The 19426-nt window shown below is 58.1% G+C and carries 13 protein-coding genes; 9 read left to right on the forward strand and 4 right to left on the reverse strand.

The annotated features are described in order from the left end of the window. Window positions 1-59 precede the first annotated feature (59 nt). Entirely contained in the window at window positions 60-836 is a 777-nt protein-coding gene (sseB, locus tag ACERY3_RS10445) for an enhanced serine sensitivity protein SseB (protein WP_023333036.1), read from the forward strand. Between the two features lie 17 nt (window positions 837-853). Here the strand turns inward: sseB and ACERY3_RS10450 are convergent, their stop codons facing one another. The 4 genes from ACERY3_RS10450 to ACERY3_RS10465 all read right to left on the reverse strand — a co-directional run bounded on the left by ACERY3_RS10450 (window position 854) and on the right by ACERY3_RS10465 (window position 5487). Next, window positions 854-1624 carry a MurR/RpiR family transcriptional regulator gene (locus ACERY3_RS10450; RefSeq protein ID WP_045888294.1) on the reverse strand — a complete coding sequence of 257 codons (771 nt, stop codon included), beginning with the start codon at window positions 1622-1624 and terminating at the stop codon, window positions 854-856. Further along, window positions 1624-2472, reverse strand: a complete 849-nt coding sequence (gene sseA / locus ACERY3_RS10455; RefSeq protein WP_047060759.1) for a 3-mercaptopyruvate sulfurtransferase — start codon at window positions 2470-2472, stop codon at window positions 1624-1626. Before sseA ends, ACERY3_RS10450 begins: the two co-directional genes overlap by 1 nt. Window positions 2473-2562: 90 nt before the next feature. After that, a complete protein-coding gene (locus ACERY3_RS10460; RefSeq protein ID WP_058841757.1) occupies window positions 2563-3930 on the reverse strand; it encodes a 6-phospho-alpha-glucosidase in 1368 nt (455 codons plus the stop codon). 12 nt (window positions 3931-3942) lie between these two features. After that, window positions 3943-5487 (reverse strand): PTS transporter subunit EIIC, encoded by a 1545-nt coding sequence (locus tag ACERY3_RS10465; RefSeq protein ID WP_058841758.1) that lies wholly within the window; start codon window positions 5485-5487, stop codon window positions 3943-3945. Between the two features lie 286 nt (window positions 5488-5773). Between ACERY3_RS10465 and ACERY3_RS10470 the strand changes: the two genes are divergently transcribed. The 8 genes from ACERY3_RS10470 to ACERY3_RS10505 all read left to right on the forward strand — a co-directional run bounded on the left by ACERY3_RS10470 (window position 5774) and on the right by ACERY3_RS10505 (window position 19417). Continuing rightward, a complete protein-coding gene (locus ACERY3_RS10470; RefSeq protein ID WP_058841759.1) occupies window positions 5774-10726 on the forward strand; it encodes an alpha-2-macroglobulin in 4953 nt (1650 codons plus the stop codon). A 1-nt stretch (window position 10727) separates the two neighbouring features. Then, window positions 10728-13052, forward strand: a complete 2325-nt coding sequence (gene pbpC / locus ACERY3_RS10475; protein WP_058841760.1) for a peptidoglycan glycosyltransferase PbpC — start codon at window positions 10728-10730, stop codon at window positions 13050-13052. A gap of 156 nt (window positions 13053-13208) precedes the next feature. After that, window positions 13209-13640, forward strand: coding sequence for a nucleoside-diphosphate kinase (gene ndk, locus ACERY3_RS10480; protein ID WP_003860625.1), 432 nt, complete (start codon window positions 13209-13211; stop codon window positions 13638-13640). Between the two features lie 169 nt (window positions 13641-13809). Beyond that, window positions 13810-14976 (forward strand): bifunctional tRNA (adenosine(37)-C2)-methyltransferase TrmG/ribosomal RNA large subunit methyltransferase RlmN, encoded by a 1167-nt coding sequence (locus ACERY3_RS10485; protein WP_014171168.1) that lies wholly within the window; start codon window positions 13810-13812, stop codon window positions 14974-14976. Window positions 14977-15269: 293 nt separating this feature from the next. After that, complete coding sequence (gene rodZ, locus ACERY3_RS10490; protein ID WP_058841761.1) at window positions 15270-16283, forward strand: cytoskeleton protein RodZ; 1014 nt, start codon at window positions 15270-15272, stop codon at window positions 16281-16283. Between the two features lie 26 nt (window positions 16284-16309). Further along, window positions 16310-17428, forward strand: a complete 1119-nt coding sequence (ispG, locus tag ACERY3_RS10495; RefSeq protein WP_023308814.1) for a flavodoxin-dependent (E)-4-hydroxy-3-methylbut-2-enyl-diphosphate synthase — start codon at window positions 16310-16312, stop codon at window positions 17426-17428. Between the two features lie 80 nt (window positions 17429-17508). Further along, window positions 17509-18783 (forward strand): histidine--tRNA ligase, encoded by a 1275-nt coding sequence (hisS, locus tag ACERY3_RS10500; RefSeq protein ID WP_058841762.1) that lies wholly within the window; start codon window positions 17509-17511, stop codon window positions 18781-18783. Between the two features lie 13 nt (window positions 18784-18796). Further along, the gene (locus ACERY3_RS10505; protein ID WP_039263736.1) at window positions 18797-19417 is read left to right on the forward strand and encodes a YfgM family protein; all 621 of its coding nucleotides are present in this window, start codon (window positions 18797-18799) and stop codon (window positions 19415-19417) included. The last annotated feature ends 9 nt before the right edge of the window (window positions 19418-19426 follow it).

Raw genomic sequence — 19426 nt, forward strand, 5'->3', positions numbered from 1 at the left:
CTCCCTCTCCCTTGAGGGAGAGGGCTGGGGTGAGGGGAAATGCATCATCTGGAATTGTTATGTCCGAAACCAAAAACGAATTAGAAACCCTGCTGGAGCAGGCGGCGACCGAGCCCGCCCACCGTCCGGCATTTTTCCGCACGCTGCTGGAATCCACCGTCTGGGTGCCGGGCACCGCGGCGGAAGGTGAGCAGGTTGTCGAAGACAGCGCGCTGGATCTGCTGCACTGGGAGAAAGACGACGGCACGTCGGTGATCCCGTTCTTTACTTCGCTGGAAGCTCTGCAGGAAGCGGTAGAAGACGAACAGGCGTTCGTGGTGATGCCGGTGCGTACCCTGTTCGAAATGACGCTGGGCCAGACGCTGTTCCTTAACGCGAAGCTGCCGACCGGGAAAGAGTTTACCCCGCGTGAAATCAGCCATCTGATAGGTGAAGAGGGCAACCCGCTCAGCACCCAGGAAGTGCTGGAAGGGGGCGAAACGCTGCTACTTTCTGAAGTGGCCGAGCCGCCCGCGCAGATGATTGATTCCCTGACGACGCTGTTCAAAACCCTGAAACCGGTTAGACGCGCGTTTCTCTGCTCCATTAAAGAGCGTGCGGACGAGCATCCGGTTCTGCTGATTGGTATTGAGGCGGACGGCGATATCGACGATATCATTCAGGCCGCGGGAAGCGTGGCGACCGACACGCTGCCTGGCGATGAGCCAATTGATATCTGCCAGGTGAAGAACGGCGAGAAGGGCATCAGCCACTTTATTACCGAGCACATCACCCCGTTCTACGAGCGTCGCTGGGGCGGCTTCCTGCGCGATCTCAAAACCAACCGCATCATCTGATTACGGCGGGGTGAATATCACCCCGTTGCTTCCAGCAGCAGTAAATCCATCAGCAGCACCAGATTCGACTCAAACGACGTCACCCCCGCGGCTTCAGCGGCAAAGTGCACCGCTTCGTCATAGAGGGCAAAGTGCACGTCCGCCATCCCCGCCAGCGTGTTGGCCGAGGCGCGGGTAAACGCGACGATCGTCATGCCGACGTTTTTGGCAATCCGCGCTTTATCCAGCACCTGCTCCGTTTCGCCGCTGCGCGAGACGGCAATAAACACCTGATAGCGGGCGGCGTTGCTGAGGAAAATATTCCGGCTGTCCCCCGGCCCGGAGATAAACGCCGTTTTGCCCAGCACCTGCAGCTTCTTGGTCAGGTACTCCGCAAACAGATAGGAAAACCCGGCCCCGTAGAGAAAGAAGCTCTCTTTCTCGCGCAGCAGGTCGGCAAACTGCTGGCGCTTCTCCTGCGTGACCCACTGGAAGGTGTGCTGATAGTTGGCGATAAACTGATTAAACAGCGCCGGAAGTTCAGGAAGCGACTGCCCCTGGGCGGCAATATGCGGCGTGTCGGAGAGCAGCTGCTTGCAGTGCCAGATAAACTCGCTAAAGCCGCTGAACCCCAGCTTCTGACACAGCCGCATGATGGTGGCGGTAGAAACAAACGTCGCCTGCGCCAGCTCGCGTACCGTGATGTTGCCCACCAGCAGCGGGTGCTCCGTGAGGTGGGCGAGGACGCGATACTCCGCGCGGGTCAGCGACGCCCCGCGCGTTAACAGCGTGGCCAGGCGGTTATCCATTATTTCGCGGGTTCGACAGGCAGATCGTCTCGCGCACCCCATTCGCTCCAGGCGCCGTCGTATAGCGTGACGTCGTTCGCGCCGAGCGTGGCGAGCGCCAGGATCACCACGCAGGCGGTTACGCCGGAGCCGCAGCTGGCAATAATCGGACGATGTAAATCCACGCCAGCACGGTCAAAAATGGCCCGCAGCTCGTCGGTGGTTTTCAGCTCGCCCTCAAACACCAGATCGCCCCACGGCACGTTCAGCGCGCCCGGAATATGTCCGCGCTTCAGCCCCGGACGCGGTTCATCCGCTTCGGCATTGAAGCGCGGTGCAGGACGGGCATCGACGATTTGCGCCGTTTTTTCATGGCTCACGACCAGCACGTCGGTCAGGCGTTTCACCACGTGCGCGTCGAACGTGGCATCGAATTCGCCTTCCGGCAGCGTCACGTTGCCCTGCTGTAGCGGCAGCTCGTCACGCTTCCAGCCCGCCAGCCCGCCCGCCAGAATCGACACTTTTTCCACGCCGAAGTTTTTCAGCATCCACCACGCGCGCGGTGCGGAGAAGAGGTTACCTTCATCATAAACAACGAGGTGTTTGTCTTTGCTGACGCCCAGCTCGCGCATCGCCACGGAAAACGCTTCCGGGCGCGGCAGCATGTGCGGCAGGGGAGAGTTGCGATCGGAGAGGGCTTCGATATCAAAAAATACCGCGCCAGGCAGATGTCCGGCACGGTATTCCGCGACCATATCGCGAAGGTGTTCCTGCCCGGCCGGGGCCATACGCGCGTCAATAATCTGAACTTCCGGATCGTCACCGTGCTCAATCAGCCAGTCGGCAGCGACAAAATATGAGGTGGACATGGGTTGCCTCCATTCTTTTCCGTAAAAAAGGATTGTCGGTGTTTTTTCTGACACCGACAAGCAAACCACGTTCAACTCGCGAGCAAGCCCCTATTTTTTCACCGTTTCGCCGTCCTGCCAGGCTTTTTGCAGCGCAGGCCAGTAGTCGCGGTTGGCCTCGATCATCTCATCCAGAATCGCTTTCGCGTGTTCCATGGTCGGCACGGTGCGGTTGAGGGTAAACGCCTGCAGGGCTTTCTCATAGCTGCCCTCGATGGTGGCCTCTACCAGCAGCTGTTCAGAGGCGAGCTGCTGTTGCAAAAGGGTTTGATGGAACAGCGGCACCTGACCGACGCGAATCGGTTCTGGCCCTTCGGAGGTGATATAAGCGGGCACTTCCACCACGGCATCGTAAGGCAGGTTGGTAATCGCCCCGCGGTTTTCCACCATCACCAGATGGCGGCTTCGCAGGTTAAAGGCCAGCGAGCAGGCGACATCGACGATAAACTCGCCGTGAACGCCCACGTGGAAGGCGTCCGGCAGGATCCCGGTGCGCTTGTATTCTTCGGCAGCGGCGAACAGCTTTTTCTCGCGCCCGTCCATCACTTCATTGGCGCGGGTATAGTCCGGGTTCTGATGCTCGACGATCTGGTTCGGCATCAGGTAGTACTGCAGATACGGGTTCGGCAGATACTCCGGGAAGCTGTCCATGATCGGCTTAATGTTGCGCCAGGTTTTTACCCACGAAGGATCGGAATGCTGCGGATCGGTTTTAGCCGCATCTTCCGTCAGCAGGCCAAACTTCGCGATATGCTTACGCAGCTCGGGAAGCTTGTCTTCGCCGTCCACCAGCACGCGGGTAAACCAGCCGAAGTGGTTCAGGCCGAAGTAGTCCACCTCCAGCCTGCGGCGATCGACACCCAGAATCGCCCCCATATTGCGCATCGCGGCGACAGGCATATCGCAGATGTTCAGCACCCGCGCATCTGGCCGCAGCCGGCGCACGCCCTCCGCAACGATCGCCGCCGGGTTGGAGTAGTTCACGATCCAGGCTTTTTCGTGCGCGTAGCGATCCACCAGATCGATAAGCTCCACCATCGGCAGGATCGTGCGCAGCCCGTAGGCCAGCCCGCCGGGTCCGCACGTTTCCTGGCCGACCACGCCGTGGCGCAGCGGGATCTTTTCATCCTGCTCGCGCATTTTATACTGGCCGACGCGCATCTGGGCGAAGACGAAATGCGCGCCGCTGAAGGCCACTTCCGGGTCACTGGTGACGGTAAATTTGATGCTCTGGCTGTGGTCGCGAATGACCTTTTCGACGACGGGCGCAATCGTGTTCTGACGCGCCTCGTCGATGTCATAAAGGCGGATTTCGGCCAGCGGGAAATCCTGCAGGCGCACCATCAGGCTTTTCACAATGCCCGGCGTGTAGGTGCTGCCGCCGCCGGCAATCGACAGAATAAATGGGGGTGTAAACATCTTTAGCTCCTTTCAGAGAAACGTCTCAACGGCTTCTCGCATTTTTTTGACGTGCAGCCCGTAGACCACCTGAACGTTGTTACCTTGTTTGATAATCCCTTTCGCGCCGGTCGCCTTGAGCCGCGGCTCGTCGATAATGGCGACGTCCTTCACCGTGACGCGTAAGCGGGTGTAGCAGTTGTCCACCACCTCAATGTTTTCCCTGCCGCCCAGACCCGTCACGATGGATTCGCCCAGCCCGTCGTTATTGCCCTTCGCCTGGTACTCCTGCTTGCTGTAGAGGCGCGTCTCCCGATCGTCATCCTCACGGCCCGGCGTTTTCATGTTGAAGCGCAGGATCAGGAAGCGGAACACCACGAAGTAGAGGGCGAACATGATCAGCCCGACCACGATGTACATCGGCCAGTTGGACTTCTCCGTGCCGAGCGGCAGGTTGTAGAGGATGAAGTCGATAATCCCGTTGGCGCCGATGGCGTGAACGCCCAGCAGCGAGAACAGCATCATGCCGATGCCGGTCAGCACCGCGTGCACCACGAAGAGCAGGGGGGCGACGAACAGGAAGGAGAACTCTATCGGCTCGGTCACGCCGACCAGCAGCGAGGTCAGCGCCGCCGGGATCAGAATGGCTTTCGCAATGGCTTTACGCTCCGGCTTTGCGGTCACGTACATCGCCAGGGCTGCGGCAGGCAGGCCGAACATCTTGCTGATGCCGCGCGCGTCCCACACCACGGTGCTGCTGAGCTGCTTCACGTCCGGGCAGGCCATCTCGGCGAAATAGATATTGCGCGCGCCCTGATAGGTTGCGCCGCACACCTCCTGCGTGCCGCCCAGCTCGGTATAGAGGAACGGGGTATAAACCAGATGGTGCAGGCCGGTAGGGACCAGAATACGTTCCAGGAAACCGTAGATTGCCACGCCCAACGGCCCGGAGCCTTTGATGGCCAGCGCCAGGGCGCTAATGCCGTGCTGGGCATACGGCCACAGCTCACTCATCACCACGCCGAGCAGCATTGAGACGGGAAGCATGACGATGGCGACAAAACAGTGGCCGGAGTAAATCGCCATCGCGCCGTTAAACTGTACGCTGGAGTATTTGTTGTACAGATATCCGGAGAGCGCCCCGGTCAGGATCCCGGCAAAAACGCCCATCTCCAGCACCTGCACGCCCAGTACCATGGTCTGCCCGGCCGCTTTCATCTGGGCCGCTGGCGCCAGCGCGCCCTGCAGCTGTAGCGTGACGTTCATGGCGTTGATGAACACGACGAAGGTCACCAGACCAATTAGCGCGGCATAGCCTTTATCACGCGTCGCCAGACCAATCGGGATCCCGACGGCAAACACCAGCGCCAGGTTGACCAGCACCGACACGGCAGATTTCGCGATAAGCTGGCCAAGATGCTGAATCAGCGGATGGCCCAGAAACGGCAGGTATTCAGCGAGATTACCGTTACCCAGCACGTTACCAAAGGCGATAAACAGACCGACGATCGGTAAGATAAGTACCGGTCCGTACAATGATTTTCCGAAATTTTGTAGGGCGTTCACGGCTCGTTTCATGGCTTTCTCTCTTTTTGAACCGCGCACTCGGGGTGCGTCATGGTCATAAAACTAGCAGCCTTCGGGCGAGCTTAGCCAGCTATCTTCTTGTTTTAAAAACAAATGACTTGAAAGGTAACATGTGACGTTATGTGCTGTGATCGCGGTTCCATCACGGCGTAGCGGCGTGATGCCGTTCTGCGAGGCGCTTTCAAGATTTTAAAATTGGCCTTTTTGAATTAATGAAACTTGCGGATAATACTTATCCGGACGACGACCAACAGGCTCCTTGGGCCAGGGACAAAGGATGAAACCGTTTCGCTTAGCCGCGCTCTCTCTTGCGCTGCTCACCACGTTTACGCTTGTCGGCTGTGATAACAGCGACGATAAAACTCAGGCTGCGGCTCCCGCGGCATCCACCGCATCCACATCGAAAGCTGCAGAAAAGCCCAATGCTGAAACGCTGGCTAAACTGGCTGCCCAGACTCAGGGAAAAGCGCTGACGTTGCTGGATACCTCAGAAGTTCAGCTCGACGGTGCCGCCACGCTGGTGCTGACCTTTTCTGTTCCGCTGAATCCCGATCAGGATTTCGCCAAAACGGTGCATGTCGTGGACAAGAAAAGCGGCAAGGTTGACGGGGCGTGGGAACTTGCGCCTAACCTGAAAGAGCTTCGCCTGCGTCATCTGGAGCCTAACCGCAACCTGGTCGTCACCGTTGAACGTGACCTGCAGGCGCTGAACAAGGCGACGTTCGGCATTGATTATGAAAAAGCCCTGACCACCCGGGACATTGAACCCACCGTTGGTTTTGCCAGCCGCGGCTCGCTGCTGCCGGGCAAAGTGGTGGAAGGTCTGCCGGTGATGGCGCTCAACGTCAACAATGTTGATGTCAACTTTTACCGCGTGAAGCCGGAATCGCTGGCCTCCCTTGTCAGCCAGTGGGAGTACCGTAACTCGCTGACCAACTGGGAATCCGATAACCTGCTGAAGATGGCGGAGCTGGTTTACACCGGTCGATTCGATCTTAATCCGGCGCGCAACACGCGCGAAAAATTGCTGTTGCCCCTGAAGGATATTAAACCGCTCCAGCAGTCTGGCGTTTATATCGCGGTCATGAACCAGGCTGGACACTACAACTACAGCAACGCCGCAACGCTCTTTACCCTAAGCGATATTGGCCTGTCCGCTCACCGTTACCATAACCGCCTGGATATTTTCACTCAGAGTCTGGAAAACGGTGCGGCGCAGTCCGGCGTGACCGTCACGCTGCTGAACGATAAAGGCCAGACTCTCGCCGAGGAGAAGAGCGATGCCGATGGTCATGCGAAGCTTGAAACGGACAAAGAAGCCGCGCTTATTCTGGCGAGCAAAGACGGCCAGACCACGCTGCTTGACCTCAAGCTTCCGGCGCTGGATCTGGCGGAGTTCGATATTGCCGGTAGCCCCGGCTACAGCAAGCAATTCTTCATGTTTGGCCCGCGCGATCTCTATCGTCCGGGTGAAACGGTGATCCTCAACGGCTTACTGCGCGACAGTGACGGTAAGCCGCTTCCCGATCAGCCCGTCAAGCTTGACGTGCTGCGCCCGGATGGACAGGTTGCGCGTACAATTGTCGTCAAGCCAGAGAATGGGCTCTATCGCTTTAACTATCCGCTGGACAGCGGAGCGCAGACCGGTATGTGGCATATCCGTGCCAACACGGGCGATAACCTGCAGCGCCTGTGGGACTTCCACGTCGAAGACTTCATGCCCGAGCGTATGGCGCTCAACCTGAGCGGACAAAAAACGCCGGTTTCACCGCAGGATAACGTGGACTTTAACGTGGTGGGCTATTACCTGTATGGCGCACCGGCCAACGGTAATTCTCTGCAGGGCCAGCTTTTCCTGCGTCCGCTGCGTGACGCGGTAGCTGCGCTGCCGGGCTTCCAGTTTGGCGATATCGCTGAGGAGAACCTGAGCCGCAGTCTGGATGAAGTGCAGCTTACGCTGGATGAGCAGGGGCGTGGGCAGGTAACCACCGAAAGCCAGTGGAAAGAGGTCCACTCTCCGCTACAGCTGATCCTGCAGGCCAGCCTGCTGGAGTCGGGCGGCCGTCCGGTGACGCGTCGCGCTGAGCAGGCCATCTGGCCAGCGGCTGAGCTGCCGGGTATCCGCCCTCAGTTCGCCAGTAAAGCCGTTTACGACTACCGCACCGATACCACCGTCAACCAACCGATTGTTGACGAGAACGGCAACGCCAGCTTCGACATCGTTTATGCCGATGCCAGCGGAGCGAAAAAGGCGGTTTCCGGTTTACAGGTACGCCTGATCCGTGAGCGCCGCGACTACTTCTGGAACTGGTCTGAGAGCGAAGGCTGGCAGTCTCAGTTCGATCAGAAAGATCTGGTTGAAGGCGAGCAGGAGCTGACTCTCAAGGCCGACGAGACGGGTAAAGTCACCTTCCCGGTGGAGTGGGGCTCATACCGTCTGGAAGTTAAAGCGCCTGATGAGATGGTCAGCAGCGTGCGCTTCTGGGCAGGCTACAGCTGGCAGGATAACAGCGACGGCACCGGGGCTGCACGTCCTGACCGCGTGACGCTGAAACTGGATAAGCCAGCCTATCAGCCAGGCGATACCATTAACCTGCACATTGCAGCGCCGGCAGCAGGTAAGGGCTATGCGATGATCGAGTCCAGCGAAGGGCCGCTGTGGTGGAAAGAGATCGACGTACCGGCAAACGGGCTTGATCTCGCTATCCCGGTCGACAAAGCCTGGAAACGTCACGATCTCTACCTGAGTACGCTGGTGGTGCGTCCTGGTGATAAATCCAAATCCGCCACGCCGAAACGCGCGGTCGGCCTGCTGCATCTGCCGATGGGCGATGAAAATCGCCGTCTGAACATTGCGCTCGATAACCCGCAGAAAATGCGTCCAAACCAGACGCTCTCAGTGAAGGTGAAAGCCAGCGTGAAAGAGGGGGCGGTGCCGCAGAAAGTGAACGTCCTGGTCTCGGCGGTTGACAGCGGCGTGCTGAACATCACCGATTACGTTACGCCCGATCCGTGGCAGGCTTTCTTCGGTCAGAAACGCTACGGTGCGGATATCTACGATATCTACGGCCAGGTCATCGAAGGGCAGGGCCGCCTGGCCGCGCTGCGCTTTGGTGGTGACGGTGATGAGCTGAAGCGCGGCGGTAAGCCGCCGGTGAACCACGTCACCATTATTGCCCAGCAGGCACAGCCGGTTACGCTGGATGCCAACGGAGAAGGCACGATTACGCTGCCGATTGGTGATTTCAACGGCGAGCTGCGTCTGATGGCGCAGGCCTGGACGGAAGACGATTTCGGCAGCAGCGAAAGCAAGGTTGTGGTGGCTGCGCCGGTCATTACCGAGCTTAACACGCCGCGCTTCCTGGCAAGCGGGGACACCTCACGGCTGACGCTGGACCTCACCAACCTGACGGACAAGCCGCAAACGCTGAATGTCGCCCTGACCGCGACAGGAAAACTGTCGCTGGAAGGCTCGCAGCCGCAGCCGGTTCAGTTGTCTCCTGGCGCGCGCAGTACCCTGTTTATTCCGGTGCGGGCGCTGGAGGGTTATGGTGATGGTGAGGTGACGGCACAGGTTACGGGCCTGCAGCTTCCGGGCGAGACCTTTGCGCCGCAGCAGAAGAGCTGGAAAATCGGCGTGCGGCCGGCATTCCCGGCGCAGACGGTGACTACCGGTACCATGCTGAACCCCGGCGAGTCCTGGACCGCACCGGCGCAGCACAGCAACGGTTTCTCTCCTGCTACCCTGCAGGGGCAACTGCTGCTGAGCGGCAAACCACCGCTTAACCTGGCGCGCTATATTCGCGAACTGCAGGCGTACCCGTATGGCTGCCTGGAACAGACCACCAGTGGCCTGTTCCCGTCGCTCTACACCAACGCGGCGCAGCTGACTGCACTTGGCATCAAGGGCGACACCGATGACAAGCGCCGTGCAGCGATTGATATTGGCATCTCCCGTCTGCTGCAGATGCAGCGTGAAGACGGTGGTTTTGCGCTATGGGATAAAAACGGTCCGGAAGAGTACTGGCTGACGGCCTACGTGACCGACTTCCTGGTGCGCGCGGGCGAGCAGGGTTACAGCGTACCTGCCGATGCAGTGAATAACGCCAATAACCGCCTGCTGCGCTACCTGCAGGATCCGGGCATGATGTCCATTCGCTACAGCGACGATACTCAGGCCAGCAAGTTTGCCGTGCAGGCCTATGCCGCGCTGGTGCTGGCACGTCAGCAAAAAGCGCCGCTGGGCGCGCTGCGTGAAATCTGGGATCGCCACGGGCAGGCGGCTTCCGGGCTTCCGCTGATGCAGCTGGGCATGGCGCTCAAACTGATGGGCGATGCACCGCGCAGCCAGCAGGCGCTGGATCTGGCGCTCAAAACCCCGCGCAACGACAGCAAAACCTGGATGGCCGATTACGGCAGCCAGCTTCGCGATAACGCGCTGATGCTCTCTCTTCTGGAGGAGTACAAGCTGCTGCCGGATGCGCAAAATACGCTGCTGAATGCTCTGTCTGAACAGGCCTTCAGCCAGCGCTGGCTGTCAACGCAGGAGAGCAATGCGCTGTTCCTGGCCGGACGCTCGCTGCAAACCCTGTCTGGTACGTGGCAGGCGAAAACTTCGCTGTCTGAGACCGCATCAGGCGGCGATAAGTCACTGGTGCAAAACGCGAGCGGCGACCAGCTTGGCGCGCTGCAGGTGACTAACACCGGTACAACACCGCTGTGGGTACGCCTGGACAGCACCGGTTATCCGGAATATGCCCCTCAGCCAAGCTCGAACGTGCTGCAGGTTGAACGTCATATCCTGGCAACCGACGGCAGCAGTAAATCGCTCTCCTCGCTGAAGAGCGGTGAGCTGGTGCTGGTGTGGCTGGACGTTAAAGCCAGCCAGAACGTGCCGGATGCGCTGGTGGTGGATCTGCTCCCTGCGGGTCTGGAGCTGGAAAACCAGAACCTGGCGAGCAGCAGCGCCAGCCTGCAGGACAGCGGCAGTGAGGTACAGAACCTGCTCAGCCAGATGCAGCAGGCGGACATTCAGCATATGGAATTCCGTGACGACCGCTTTGTGGCTGCCGTGCCGATAAACGAAGGTCAGCCGGTCACGCTGGTCTATCTGGCCCGCGCCGTGACGCCGGGAACTTATCAGGTGCCGGTCCCGATGGTGGAGTCTATGTACGTTCCGCAGTGGCGGGCAACGGGGGCGGCCAGCGGCCCGCTGATTGTTGTTCCGTAATATGCGAATGGCACGTCTGACACGCTCCCGCTGGCTATGGCTGGCGGGAGCGCTTCTCGTTTTATGGGGGCTGATTGTCGCCGCCGACCGCCTGTGGCCGTTGCCTCTGAAAGAGGTTAATCCCGCCCGGGTGGTGGTAGATGAGAAGGGCACGCCGCTCTGGCGTTTTGCCGATAGCGACGGGATCTGGCGCTATCCGGTTACCATTGAAGAGGTCTCTCCCCGCTACCTTGAGGCGCTGATCCAGTATGAAGATCGCTGGTTCTGGGATCACCCAGGCGTAAACCCGCTCTCTGTCCTGCGCGCTGCCTGGCAGGATCTCAGTTCTGGCAAAGTCGTCTCTGGCGGAAGCACGCTCACCATGCAGGTGGCACGCCTGCTGGACCCGCATCCGCGCACCTTTGGCGGCAAAGTTCGTCAGCTCTGGCGGGCGATGCAGCTGGAGTGGCATCTTTCCAAACGCGACATTCTCACCCTTTACCTCAACCGCGCTCCGTTTGGCGGCACGCTGCAGGGCGTCGGGGCGGCGAGCTGGACCTATCTCGGCAAACCGCCGTCGCAGCTCAGCTATTCCGAAGCGGCGCTGCTGGCTGTGCTACCTCAGGCACCCAGCCGCTTACGTCCGGACCGCTGGCCTGAACGGGCCGAGGCGGCGCGCAACAAAGTGCTCGACCGCATGGTCACGCAGGGCGTCTGGTCCGCGAAGCAGGTCAAGGAATCGCGGGAAGAATCGGTATGGCTGGCGCCCCGACAGATGCCGCAGCTGGCGCCGCTCTTTGCGCGCATGATGCTCGGCAAAAGCCGCGACGCAAAAATTGTCACCACGCTGGATGCCGGGCTACAGCGGCAGCTGGAAGAGCTGGCGATGAACTGGAAGTCCCGACTTCCTGCGCGCAGCTCGCTGGCGATGATCGTCGTGGATCACACCGATATGAAAGTGCGCGGCTGGGTCGGATCGGTGGATATTAACGATGACAGTCGTTTTAGCCACGTGGATATGGTCAATGCGATCCGATCCCCCGGATCGGTCTTAAAGCCCTTTATTTACGGTATGGCGCTGGACGATGGCCTGATCCATCCCGCCTCGCTGCTCCAGGACGTACCCAGAAAAACCGGTGATTATCGCCCCGGGAATTTTGACAGTGGGTTCCACGGACCGGTCAGCATGAGTGAAGCGCTGGTGCGCTCCCTCAACCTGCCCGCGGTACAGGTACTGGAAGCCTACGGGCCAAAACGTTTTGCCGGGATGTTGAGCAACGCAGGCTTGCCGCTGATCCTGCCTGCGGGGGCGCAGCCAAATCTGTCCCTGATCCTCGGAGGGGCAGGCGCCCGGCTGGCCGATATCGCCGCGGCCTACAGCGCGTTTGCCCGACACGGTAAGGCGGGGAGGCTGCGGTTACAGCCGGGCGATCCGCTCATTGAACGTCCGCTGCTGTCGCAAGGCTCGGCGTGGATTATTCGCCGTATTCTGGCGAACGAGGCGCAGCCGCTGCCGGATAATGCATTACCGCAGATCGCGCCGCTGGCATGGAAAACCGGCACCAGCTACGGCTACCGTGATGCATGGGCTATTGGTCTTAATGCCCGCTACGTAATAGGCATCTGGACAGGCCGACCGGACGGCACGCCCGTAGCGGGGCAGTTTGGTTTCGCCAGCGCGGTTCCACTGTTAAATCAGGTAAATAACCTGCTTCAGTCACGCTCAACGGTAGACGAAGCCCGCCTGCCGCGCGACCCGCGTCCGGAGAGCGTCGGGCGGGGCGTGATCTGCTGGCCGGGCGGCCAGTCGCTGCCGGAAGGGAGTGAAAACTGTCGGCGTCGCCTGTCGACCTGGCTGCTGGAAGGGAGTGAACCGCCCACGCTGCTATTGCCCGAACAGGAAGGGATACGCGGCATTCGCTTCCCGGTCTGGCTGGATAAAACGGGTAAACGCGTGGCGGCAGATTGCCCTGATGCAACTGAAAAAGTCCTGGATGTCTGGCCGCTGCCGCTGGAGCCGTGGCTGCCGGCGAGCGAGCGTCGCGCGGTACGGGTCCCTTCGTCATCAACCACCTGTCCTCCGCTGTCGCAGGACGCACCTGCGCCACTCATCCTGACAGGCGTGCGTGAAGGGGCCGTCATCAAACGTCTGCCGGGCGAATCCCGCGTTTCGCTGCCGCTTCAGGCGACCGGCAATAGCGGCGAGCGCTGGTGGTTTTTGAACGGTGAACCGCTGAATGTGAAGGGAAGAGTTTACACATTACAGCTTGATAAATCGGGCGATTATCAGTTGCTCGTTATGGATGAGACCGGTCAGGTCGCGACGGTGAATTTTACGCTGCAGTGACCTGAAAATAGCTTTCTGATGTGAGCTGTTGCTAAAACTCGTCTTATTTTAAAAAAATGTTACCTGAATCCATAGGCAATGGCGCTATTGCTCATTATAATCCGCGCCACACCATACTCAGGTATGCAAAACAACAGAACATTGACAGAGGTTATCATGGCTATTGAACGTACTTTTTCCATCATCAAACCAAACGCGGTGGCAAAAAACGTTATTGGCAGCATCTTCGCTCGCTTTGAATCTGCAGGGTTCAAAATTGTTGGCACCAAAATGCTGCACCTGACCGTTGAGCAGGCTCGCGGTTTCTACGCTGAGCACGAAGGTCGCCCATTCTTTGACGGCCTGGTTGAGTTCATGACCTCCGGCCCAATCGTGGTATCCGTGCTGGAAGGCGAAAACGCAGTACAGCGTCACCGTGACCTGCTGGGCGCAACCAACCCGGACAACGCGCTGGCAGGTACTCTGCGCGCTGACTACGCAGACAGCTTCACCGAGAACGGTACCCACGGTTCTGACTCTGTTGAATCTGCTGCACGCGAAATCGCTTTCTTCTTCGCAGAAGGCGAAGTGTGTCCACGTACCCGTTAATTTAACGGTTTCGTTTACACATTATTTTCGTAAATGCCGCGTCCAGACGTGGCATCCCTGCGCCAGACTTTGTACAATGCAACGCCCCGGACGAGCAGACTGCTTTCCGGGGCGTTTCTATTCAACCCTCCATGGGCCATAACGTGTAACAACGAGGCCGGAAAATATTATGTCTGAATTAGTGAATACCTCCGAAGTCGCCATTCCTGCGGTTCCCAATAAAAATGGAAAAATCAACCTGCTGGATCTGAACCGTCAGCAGATGCGCGAGTTCTTTAAAGAGATGGGCGAAAAGCCGTTTCGTGCCGATCAGGTCATGAAGTGGATGTACCATTACTGCAGCGACAATTTTGATGACATGACTGACATCAACAAGGTCCTGCGCAACAAGCTCAAGGAAGTGGCTGAAATCCGCGCACCGGAAGTGGTGGAAGAACAGCGCTCCGCAGATGGCACCATCAAATGGGCGATTGCGGTAGGCGATCAGCGCGTTGAGACCGTCTACATCCCGGAAGAAGACCGCGCCACGCTGTGTGTCTCCTCTCAGGTAGGCTGTGCGCTGGAGTGCAAATTCTGCTCAACCGCGCAGCAAGGCTTTAACCGTAACCTGCGGGTGTCAGAAATTATCGGCCAGGTCTGGCGTGCCGCGAAAATCGTCGGTGCGGCAAAAGTAACCGGTACGCGTCCTATCACCAACGTGGTGATGATGGGGATGGGTGAGCCGCTGCTGAACCTGACCAACGTCGTTCCGGCGATGGAAATCATGCTGGATGACTTCGGTTTTGGTCTGTCCAAGCGTCGTGTAACGCTGTCTACCTCAGGCGTTGTGCCTGCGCTGGACAAGCTGGGCGACATGATTGACGTTGCGCTGGCGATCTCCCTGCACGCACCAAACGACGAAATTCGTGACGAAATTGTGCCGATCAACAAAAAGTACAATATCGAAACCTTCCTCGCTGCGGTGCGTCGCTATCTGGAGAAATCCAACGCCAACCAGGGCCGCGTCACCATCGAGTACGTGATGCTTGACCACGTCAACGACGGTACCGAACATGCGCATCAGCTGGCTGAACTGCTGAAAGATACGCCATGCAAAATCAACCTGATCCCATGGAACCCGTTCCCGGGCGCGCCGTATGGCCGTAGCTCGAACAGCCGTATCGACCGTTTCTCCAAGGTGCTGATGGAGTATGGTTTCACCACTATCGTGCGTAAAACCCGTGGTGATGACATTGATGCAGCATGCGGACAGCTGGCTGGTGATGTTATTGACCGTACCAAACGTACCCTGCGTAAACGCATGCAGGGCGAGACGATCGCGGTTAAAGCTGTTTGATTATTATGCACTCACGGCGCATTATCTGCGCCGTGAAGCCTGGTCTTACTGAATAATCAGTCAGATTCGTGATGACTGAACAATAATTACGGTGCGTTTCATCCGACTTTCGGGCAGTATGTAACGACGTAACAACAGTTTAGCCGTACGGGCAGGGCTGTACTGTCATCTCCGGGCTGACAGTCTTATACTCTCTGTTCAAGGTTAACTGACCAGAAGTTTCGCGGTGCGGGTGGCATTGTGACTCACCGGCACCTGAACCCTTATTTTTCACGTACCAGTAGTTGTAGCGAATGAATACTGAAGCCACTCACGACCAACATGAAGCACTCTCCACTGGCGTTCGTCTTCGCAACGCCCGTGAACAACTCGGACTCAGCCAGCAAGCCGTTGCGGAACGCTTGTGCCTGAAGGTTTCCACGGTTCGCGATATTGAAGAAGATAAGGCGCCTGCCGATCTGGCTTCAACGTTCTTGCGCGGTTATATCCGCTCTTACGCAAAACTGGTCCATATCCCCGAAAACGAATTACTGCCAATGATGGAGAAGCAGGCGCCGGTCCGTGCAGCAAAAGTTGCGCCGATGCAGACCTTCTCCCTGGGGAAACGTCGTAAAAAACGCGATGGCTGGCTGATGAGCTTTACCTGGCTGGTACTGTTTGTGGTGATCGGTCTGACCGGCGCATGGTGGTGGCAAAACCACAAGGCGCAGCAGGAAGAGATTACCACCATGGCCGATCAATCCTCCGCTGAACTCAACCAGGCCGGAAGTGAGAATGCCCAGAACGTGCCGCTGAATACTGACGGCGCAGCTTCCTCCAGCGAGCCACAGACCGCAGCGCCAGACGCGTCGGCGACCGATACAACACAGGCTCCGGCAGCAACGGCTAACACCGCAGCGCCGCAGGCTCAGGATCAAAACGCGGTTATTGCCCCTTCTCAGGCGAATGTTGATACTGCGGCGAACGCGCCTGCGGCTACTCAGCCTGCAGACAATAGCGCAGCGTCTCTGCCAACCAGCCCGGCGGGTACGGCAACAGCAGCCGATCCCAACGCACTGGTGATGAACTTCAGCGCCGACTGCTGGCTGGAAGTGACTGACGCGACAGGTAAAAAACTGTTCAGCGGCCTGCAGCGTAAAGATGGCACGTTAAACCTAACCGGCCAGGCTCCCTATAAACTTAAAATCGGCGCTCCGGCAGCGGTACAGATCCAGTATCAAGGAAAACCTGTCGACCTGAGCCGATTTATCAGAACTAACCAGGTTGCACGTCTTACCGTTAATGCCGAACAATCAGCAGCACAGTAACAGACGGGCAACGCGGGAGATTTTTCATGCATAACCAGGCTCCGATTCAACGTAGAAAATCGAAACGGATTTACGTTGGGAATGTGCCAATCGGCGATGGGGCACCTATCGCCGTTCAGTCGATGACCAATACGCGCACCACTGATGTGGAAGCGACGGTCAATCAAATCAAAGCATTAGAACGTGTAGGCGCGGACATTGTTCGCGTTTCCGTCCCAACCATGGATGCCGCTGAGGCGTTCAAACTGATCAAACAGCAGGTCAGCGTTCCGCTGGTGGCTGATATCCACTTCGACTACCGCATCGCACTGAAAGTGGCCGAATACGGCGTCGATTGCCTGCGCATTAACCCGGGCAACATCGGTAACGAAGAGCGTATCCGCATGGTCGTGGACTGCGCCCGCGATAAAAATATTCCTATCCGTATCGGCGTTAACGCCGGTTCCCTGGAAAAAGACCTGCAGGAAAAATACGGCGAGCCGACGCCACAGGCGCTGCTCGAATCCGCGATGCGTCATGTCGATCATCTCGATCGTCTTAACTTCGATCAGTTCAAAGTCAGCGTAAAAGCGTCCGACGTGTTCCTGGCGGTGGAGTCTTATCGTCTGCTGGCAAAACAGATCGACCAGCCTCTGCACCTCGGGATAACCGAAGCGGGCGGCCTGCGCAGCGGCTCTGTAAAATCTGCGATCGGTCTGGGGCTGCTGCTCTCTGAAGGGATTGGTGACACCCTGCGCGTCTCGCTGGCGGCCGATCCGGTCGAAGAGATCAAAGTCGGTTTCGATATCCTGAAGTCGCTGCGCATTCGCGCTCGTGGGATCAACTTCATTGCCTGCCCAACCTGCTCGCGTCAGGAGTTTGATGTGATCGGCACGGTGAATGCCCTGGAGCAGCGTCTGGAAGACATTATCACCCCGATGGACGTCTCCATCATCGGCTGCGTGGTAAACGGTCCGGGTGAAGCACTGGTGTCAACCCTGGGCGTAACCGGCGGTAACAAGAAAAGTGGTCTCTATGAAGATGGCGTTCGTAAAGATCGTCTGGATAATAGCGACATGATCGACCAGCTTGAAGCCCGCATCCGCGCCAAAGCCGCCATGATGGACGAAACACAGCGTATCAGCGTTCAGCAGGTTGAAAAATAACGTGATGGGAAGCGTGCCGCTTCCCATGTATGATTGAACCCATTCTTTGGGTTTTTTTTGTATATAGAAAGAGAATAAACGTGGCAAAAAACATTCAAGCCATCCGCGGCATGAACGATTATCTGCCTGGCGAAACCGCCATCTGGCAGCGCATTGAAGGCACACTGAAGCAGGTGCTCGGCAGCTACGGTTACAGCGAAATCCGTTTGCCGATTGTAGAGCAGACCCCGTTATTCAAACGCGCGATCGGTGAAGTCACCGACGTGGTTGAAAAAGAGATGTACACCTTTGAGGACCGCAACGGCGACAGCCTGACCCTGCGTCCGGAAGGTACGGCGGGCTGCGTACGCGCCGGCATCGAACATGGTCTTCTGTACAATCAGGAGCAGCGCCTGTGGTATATCGGCCCGATGTTCCGCCACGAACGTCCTCAGAAAGGTCGTTATCGCCAGTTCAATCAGCTGGGGGTGGAAGTCTTTGGCCTGCAGGGTCCGGACATTGACGCCGAACTGATTATGCTGACCGCCCGCTGGTGGCGCGCCCTCGGTATCGCCGATCACGTTTCCCTTGAGCTGAACTCTATCGGTTCTCTGGAAGCACGCGCTAACTACCGCGATGCGCTGGTGGCGTTCCTGGAACAGCATAAAGAGAAGCTGGACGAAGACTGCAAACGTCGCATGTACAGTAACCCGCTGCGCGTTCTAGATTCCAAAAACGCGGATGTTCAGGCACTGCTGAACGATGCGCCTGCGCTGGGTGACTACCTGGATGAAGAATCTCGCGAACACTTCGCGGGCCTGTGCAAGCTGCTTGAAGCGGCAGGTATCGCCTATACCGTGAACCAGCGCCTGGTGCGTGGTCTGGACTACTACAACCGCACCGTGTTTGAGTGGGTGACCACCAGCCTCGGTTCTCAGGGCACCGTATGTGCGGGCGGCCGTTATGACGGTCTGGTTGAGCAACTTGGCGGTCGCGCAGCCCCGGCTGTTGGCTTCGCGATGGGCCTTGAGCGACTTGTTTTGCTGGTTCAGGCAGTTAATCCGGAATTTAAAGCAGATTCCGTTGTCGATATATACCTGGTGGCTTCAGGCGCGGAAACGCAGTCTGCGGCGATGCAGCTTGCCGAACGCGTGCGCGATGCGCTGCCGGGCATTAAGCTGATGACCAACCATGGCGGCGGCAACTTTAAAAAACAGTTTGCTCGTGCCGATAAGTGGGGCGCAAGTATTGCACTGGTGCTGGGTGAGTCCGAAGTGGCTAACGGCGAAGTGGTGGTGAAGGACCTGCGCTCTGGTGAGCAGACAACGGTAACGCAGGACGGCGTTGCGGCGCACTTGCGCACTCTATTGGGCTAAGGAGAAGGACTGCGTGGAAATTTACGAGAACGAACACGATCAGGTCGACGCGATTAAGCGCTTCTTTGTTGAAAACGGCAAAGCGCTGGTTGTTGGGGTTGTTTTAGGTATCGGTGCGCTGGTGGGCTGGCGTTACTGGAACAATCATCAGGCGGATTCCGCGCGCGGCGCGTCTCTGTCCTATGAAAATACCGTGAGCGCCATTCGTGCCGATCAGCCGCAAACGCTGACTGCGGCAGAAAAATTTGCGGCTGACAACAAAAACACCTACGGTGCACTGGCTGCGCTGGAAGTGGCTCAGCAGTACGTTGATAAGAACGAACTGGATAAAGCCGCTGCACAGCTCTCTCAGAGCCTTGCTGCGGCCAGCGATGAGAACCTGAAAGCGGTGATCAATCTGCGCCTGGCACGTATTCAGGTTCAGCAGAAAAAAGCTGACGATGCGCTGAAAACGCTCGATACCATCAAAGGCGAAGGTTTTGCTGCCATCGTTGCCGATCTGCGCGGTGAAGCACTGCTGAGCAAAGGTGACAAAGCGGGCGCGCGTAAAGCGTGGCAAGCTGGCGTAGAGAGCAATGCTTCACCTGCGCTGAGCGAAATGATGCAGATGAAAATAAATAATTTGTCCGTCTGAGAGGGACCC

This window comes from Enterobacter cloacae complex sp. ESBL7 (assembly GCF_041679625.1).
GTDB lineage: Bacteria > Pseudomonadota > Gammaproteobacteria > Enterobacterales > Enterobacteriaceae > Enterobacter > Enterobacter asburiae_B.